This is a genomic window from Stenotrophomonas sp. STEN038 (assembly GCF_056759895.1).
In genome coordinates, this window is the sequence record NZ_JBRRDW010000099.1 from 1 (window position 1) to 6,389 (window position 6,389).

A 6,389-nucleotide genomic window follows, 5' to 3' on the forward strand; every position below is an offset into this window, starting at 1 on the left:
CCGCGTCTTCTTGCGCTTGCCCGTGTGTTCCGCGTCCCCGAAGCTCAGCTGCATCGTCGTCATCCGTCGAACCTTGCGCTATTGTCGCCGAAGGATTTGTTCAGAGCATCCCTAGTTTCGAGGCCAGGGATTCAGCTTTGCCACGAAATAGTCGGGCTTTCCAACCGTACCCCACTGGCGGACCGCGGCGCACACCAGTTCCTTGGCGCGCATCGGGTCCAGGGGGAGCGTGGCGCTGTAGACGTAGTAATCCACCCAGCCGTACTCAGATTCCGGCTCGACCTTGCAAGCCAGGTGTAGGAGGAAGTCTTCCTCATCAGATTTCGCACCAGCATCGTCAGCCAGCCCAAACTCCCCGCGCAACTCCCTGGCCAGAATCTTGTCCTGCGGGCGCATTACATCCACAACAGCAATACCGTAAGTGGGGTGTCATCGACAGGCGGCGCCGCTGTCCGAGTAAGTCCAATAGCATCCAATCAACTAAGGGGTACAAATGGGGGTATTTTCAATGTGAATTAATATTTATTGCATTTAAAGCAAATGGTTGTATCGACTATTTGGGTCAAATAAGCGCTTTGACAGTGGCGGAAGAGATGCGAAACCTTGCCGTCTGTTGGAGGTGGGTGGTAAGGAAGGTTCACGTACCACACCCTGTCCAATCGCTTGACCAGCCGGGACACGGCCAGTTCGTTGACGTAGATCGCGGTCAGTCGACCTTCGAAGTTGGTGGCTTTCGCCCATTTAAAGTTTTCTGTAAGCAAGGCTCAGCACGTGGCCGGGCTGTCTCATGGCTTGAGTTCAAGTAGCGGGTCACTACGAGCCTTGCGGGCTTCACGAGCGCAGTGTGTGCTACGCGGCGGCCCCGCTGGAGCCTAGGCTCGCAGCGCAGAGGTTTGCCTTCTCGATAGTAAGAGAGCATCGACGGCATTCAGTCGCCATTGCCAAAGGTGAGCCAAAAGCCACGGCTAAAATGTCGAGAATGTCCAAAGCTTGACGTGACACGCGCTCAGTAAGAACAAAAGGCTGTCTTTCAGACCGTACGGGCAAGTAGTCTTGATCGCTACGCGGGTCTTTTGGCTTGGCATCGATCCCGGGGCGGCCTGCAGTAGGTGGGGTAGAGGCCAGTCGCGGAGACAAGTCAAGGGCTGCCCGTGAGATCGTTATGTCGTTTTGCGTTGCAGACAAGCGAAGGCCGGACTGGCGAGCATAAAAAGCCATGTAACGAGTACGAAGGGCAGGGTCAGCGCGGGGAGGCCCAGCGGTTCAAGGGAGGCTGAAACCGCCGCGAATACAAGGGCCGTGGCGATCGTCGCGAAAACTGCGTAGGCGGCCGATGCTCGGCCCGGCACGAAAAACTGGCCGCCCAATGCGATCGCGACCAACACGCTGTTATAGCCGAACGCGCCGGCGCGGATCGCCGGTTCGGCGGCGCCCATGCCCCATGCGACAAGAAGCCCGGTCAGCGATCCTGCCAGCGCTGCTACACAAGCCGCCCTCGAGCTGATGAGCAAGCCGGCCACGAAGAATATGCCGGTGATGACATTGCCCTGAAAGAAGACTTGGGCGATTCCGTTGAACAGGCCGTCCACTATCGTCGAGGCAGTCACCACCCCTTCTACCGTAATGGCCTTGGGCAGACCGGCGGTCGGCAGCAGATCTGTAGACTCGATCCGGCCAAGGCGTGCCGTCGCCAGGAAGAAGCAGAGGGAGGTAAGGACGAACGGGGCCGTGAGAGCGGGCAGTTTCCAGTTGCCCATGAGGGTGGTGATGCCCGCCATCATGATAGTCGAACAGGCTGCCGCGAAGATGACGCATCCCCAAGTCAGCGCGTCTGGCTCAAGGAAATAGAGTAAGGCAATGGCGACGAGTCCGCCGTTGAAGCCGAAAAGCCCTGCACGCAGCTGGCCACGATCGGCGGCCAGGATCATGGCGGTGGCCGTACTTACCCCGGTTCCTAGCAGAGCGCCCAATCCGAACAGCGGCGAGTTACAGAAAATCCCTAACAAGAAGAGTAGTCCTGCATAGCTATTATCCTGCAGCATCACTTGCCCAACTCCTCGCAGCACGCAGTCGAGAAAGTTCAGAAGAGAGTGGGTAAAGCCTCCATTGTCGGCGACGAGACCAGTTGTGGACAGGCGTATGGCCATCGACGCCAACTTCCTTTGAGAACGAGCGCAGCAGCGTATCTTGTCTCAGATGCTCTGTCATGCACGAAATTGTTGCCGTGTAGGTCTTGAGAACGATCTACGCCAACTTGGGCACCCGTTGATCATTCCGCGCGCGCAGTCGTGTCTGCGCAGCGCCTCACCCGCAGCCTTTGGGAGTGGTCATGCATAGCTGGAATTTTATTCACTTGTTTGTCGATGAGAACGACGTTTCTCATGTCGATCCAAATTTCAATCAGGCACTGGAGGCCGTGGAGTTCGCGCCACCTGCACCTCCCATGCTCGTTTCGGCGGTCGCCGATGCTCAGGCGTTGGTGATGGTCGAGCTGCCGGTGGGTTGGCAAGGCGGTTGGCATCCCAGTCCGCGGGCGCAATGGGTGATCTGCCTGACCGGAGAAATGGGCTATGAAGCCGAAGATGGCACGCGATTTACCCTCACGCCCGGCTCTTGCATCTTGACTACCGACACCAAGGGCAAGGGTCATGACAGCTGGAATGCTGGTACTGAGCCGGTGCGGCTGGCGCTGGTGCAGCTTCCTTACGGGTTTGGTGGGGTTAACTGAGCTGAAATTGACTCTGTTGGGCCTGACTGCAACACAACTGACGCAGGCCGGTCCTGATCATGTGGCGTCCGTGGCGGAGGAGCTGCGGAATCGGCGAAATGGACCACGTGCAGGCGCGTGTCAGCTAGCCGGTCAATACGGTTAATGGTCGATGTAGTCCGAAGGCTTCTCCTATCTTGAGGTCAACGCGTTGCCGTGTAATCACTTCTGTCGAGGTCACCGCGACGAGGGCATTCAATCATCTCGCATTTCACGAAAAGAAATCGCCAAGTTGAAGGTGGCAATGGACAAGATCATGAGAAGGTGGCCTTAGGTTTCCGTGCGGGTACCAAGAACATTAGAGCCCACATTGTGATGCTGCCGGCCTAGTGCGGGGGGGCGCATCATCGAGATGTGGCCGCGTAACTATAGCGTTTACGCCGGATTCGATATGGCTACACTTGCGAATGCCGTATTAATCGCTGAGTATCTGTTCTGCTACCGAGAGGATCATCCCGTCATCACATGTCGGAGGGCTAGGATGCGGAACCTGCTAGATCTACCGCAGGCTGCAGATTCATCAGCTTCTGCGCGATGGTGGTGGCTGACTGCCGGTGAACAGCACTCATCGGCCGCGGACGTTCCAGACCCAGCCATTACGGCTGGTGACGATATTGGTCAACTGGACTGATGCTATTAGGAGCTCGAAAGCTATGATCGGCAGCCTCAAATCACTATTTCAGATTGGTCTGAGCTTTGGGTTGATCGCCGTGGAACGGATTCAATCAGAATTTGGGGGCTATCTGAGTCATGGAAACGATGCCGACACGCTATCAGGTTTTACGCGCGAACTTTGATCGTATGGCCCATAACTTAGTTGTTGGAGCTTTTCTGCTGACGCGTGAACAGCGAGCTATCTATGTGAGACGGATATCTGATCTTGTCGTAGATATGGCAACAGAAATCGAAGGTTCGCCGGAAGAGGTGGCCATTCTAGAAAGTCTTTGGCTTGTAGTGCGTCGAGTTGGGGTCGAAGTGCGGCTGCTGGATCAAGTAGGGACTACCGAGGGCAATGTCCTCTACCCGGGACTGCAGGCAAGAGGTGGATCTACCTTGTTAATGCCAATATTAAAAAAATGACTGATCATGAAGTAATAGAGGGGGGTAAGGCCTGATAAGGACAATTCAACTTGGGAAGCCATATGTATACAGGGGCGCCAGTTGCGCATTTGTGAGAAGATTGGACTGGGGTCGTTGAAGGGAAGTGAATTTGACAAAGCAGGTCTGGTGCGGAATCAGTGCTAGATGCGATTTATCCAGCTCATTGCTGGCGGTTCAACTGCTGCGGCTACCTTGCTCTGCATCACTGCCATATGAAAATATGATGGTTCGTTGATTGCTGACATGGAAGCTGGCTTGGGTGACAAGTCTGATCATGACTTCGGACTGCAGATGAATTTCCGTTTGCACCCGCTAGTTTGGGGCGAAATGCAGGATTAGCGGCGACCACGGCTACGGTGACCAAAGGCCGCTCTGCTCCCTGGTATATCCGTCATCTGTTTGGTTTGTAATGGAGTATCCCGTAAATCTCTATTTCTTATTGACGCGACGACGCGAAGGCGTTTCGCGTGAGAAGAGTGTGTGGATGAGGGCTTCTCTTACGGCGGGCTGGCTTTTTTCTGGGGTATCTGGGCGGGTTTTCCGAAGTAATAGCCTTGGTACTTATCGCATCCGTATTTGTGCAGGAGTAAAAACTGGTTTTCGGTCTCAACGCCTTCTGCTACAACTTCAACGTTCATAGAGGAGGCGAGTGCAAGGATCATCTTGGTGATGGCCATGTCATCAGCACTTATCTCTATGTCTTGAACGAATGATCTGTCGATTTTGAGCTGATCCACGGGCAGCCGCCTAAGATAGCTAAGGGACGAATAGCCTGTGCCAAAGTCGTCGAGCGAGAACCTGACGCCTTGTTTGCGGAGCGCATGCATCTTCCCAATGGCTTCTTCCAAGTTGGTGTGTAGTAGGCTCTCGGTGAGTTCTAGGCGTAGTCGTTCTGGATTGGCGCCGGTAGTTCTAATGATTTTTTGTACACTTGAAACAAAGTCAATGTCGTGCAGTTGGCGCGAGCTAACATTTACAGACATGGTCCATTGTGAGCGGATTGGGTCGTTATCCCAGGTTTTGAGCAGTGAACAAGCGGTGGCAAGAACCCAGGCGCCGAGATCGGTAATCAGATTTATCTGTTCCGCCATCGGGATGAACACTGAGGGCGGAATCATTCCCATGGTGGGATGATTCCAGCGCAGGAGTGCCTCGTAGCCGGAAATGCGCTTGCTTGAATCTACGATAGGTTGATAGTGCAGCTGGAGTTGGTGATTGGCCAAGGCGCGACGAAGGTCGCGATATATTCTTGTGCAGCATCCCATCTCTTTCTGGAGGGTTTGATCGAATAGCTGAATGTTATTGCGACCATTCTGCTTTGCTTTATAAAGTGCCTGGTCGGCTTGTTGGATTAAGTGATCAGCATCTTTGTCGTCCCGAATGACGGCTATGCCAATGCTCGGCGTTATACTGAGCACATTGTTACCCAGTCGATATGGCGTCGCAAGAGCGCCTCGAATGCGCTCACCTAGCTCGGAGGCGCGTGTGGTGACGTCCTTTGTGTCGCCTTCCGTTGCGTGGAAGAGGACGCTGAACTCGTCCCCGCCGAGGCGCACGACGGTATCTTCTGGGGACACGGATTCCTTCAGACGATGAGCCACTTGTTGGAGCAGCTGATCGCCCAGCGGGTGTCCCATGGTGTCGTTTATCTCCTTGAAATGATCGAGGTCAATCATCGCCAGGGCGCTGTGACAGTCCGTCTGGTCCACGCTCTCGGCATTAACAGAAAGTTGCTCCATAAGGAGCCTTCGGTTGCCGAGTCCTGTTAAAGCGTCATGAAATGCCAGCTGCCGCGCTTCCTTTTCTGCCTGTTTCCGCAAGGTGATATCAGCGCGAATGGCAATATACTGGGATGGGTATCCATGGTCGCCGATGAAGGGTACGATCGTAGTTTGGACCCAGTACAATGATCCGTCTTTGGCTCGGTTGCATATGTCGCCGCTCCATACCTTCCCTTTGGAGATGGTGGCCCACATCTCCTTGAAGAATGTTTTTGGATGTGTGTTCGAGTTAATGATCCTATGGTTGTTGCCGATTAACTCGTCACGCGAATATTGGGATATCTGACAAAACTTGTCGTTGACAGATGTGATTGTCCCTTTGTGATCGGTCGTGGCAACGATGGCATGAGCGTCCAGTGCCGCACGTAATTCCTTGGATTCGCGCAGTACGGCGTCGAGTTCTTGTTGCACCAAATTGCGTTCGGCTGAGGAGATTGCGATAACTACCACACCTTCCACTGTGCCGGAATCATCGCGGTCTGGGAACGCAATGTACGTTTGGGCGGAAGGCTGATGGTCGGAGGTAGAAATTTGACAATTGATCTCAGTTTTTTCACCGCGCAATGCCTGCTGAAGTGCAGGTGAGATCGTCGTGGCTATGTCTAGAGGTAGGACTTGATCGACGAAGCTCTGGAGTTCCCAGGATTTAGTGGACACCTGACCGAGGGTGGCGATGCGCTGCCTCGAACTCGTCAGGACTGACCCCGCCTAGATGGCTGTGGCGGCGTGTTGGATTGTAA

At 54.5% G+C, this 6,389-nt stretch carries 5 protein-coding genes; 2 read left to right on the top strand and 3 right to left on the bottom strand.

The genetic code is table 11. The annotated features are described in order from the left end of the window. Positions 1–111: 111 nt before the first annotated feature. Positions 112–396 carry a hypothetical protein gene (locus ACVOLS_RS21140; protein WP_481547258.1) on the bottom strand — a complete coding sequence of 95 codons (285 nt, stop codon included), beginning with the start codon at positions 394–396 and terminating at the stop codon, positions 112–114. Positions 397–1,160: 764 nt separating this feature from the next. Next, entirely contained in the window at positions 1,161–2,147 is a 987-nt protein-coding gene (locus ACVOLS_RS21145) for an urea transporter (RefSeq protein WP_481547259.1), read from the bottom strand. A gap of 182 nt (positions 2,148–2,329) precedes the next feature. On the opposite strand from ACVOLS_RS21145, the gene ACVOLS_RS21150 reads away from it, so the two are divergent. Beyond that, positions 2,330–2,728 (top strand): cupin domain-containing protein, encoded by a 399-nt coding sequence (locus tag ACVOLS_RS21150; protein ID WP_481547260.1) that lies wholly within the window; start codon positions 2,330–2,332, stop codon positions 2,726–2,728. A 789-nt stretch (positions 2,729–3,517) separates the two neighbouring features. After that, positions 3,518–3,847, top strand: coding sequence for a hypothetical protein (locus tag ACVOLS_RS21155; protein ID WP_481547261.1), 330 nt, complete (start codon positions 3,518–3,520; stop codon positions 3,845–3,847). A 518-nt stretch (positions 3,848–4,365) separates the two neighbouring features. Here ACVOLS_RS21155 and ACVOLS_RS21160 read toward each other — a convergent pair. Next, positions 4,366–6,306 (bottom strand): EAL domain-containing protein, encoded by a 1,941-nt coding sequence (locus ACVOLS_RS21160; protein WP_481547262.1) that lies wholly within the window; start codon positions 6,304–6,306, stop codon positions 4,366–4,368. Positions 6,307–6,389: the final 83 nt, after the last annotated feature.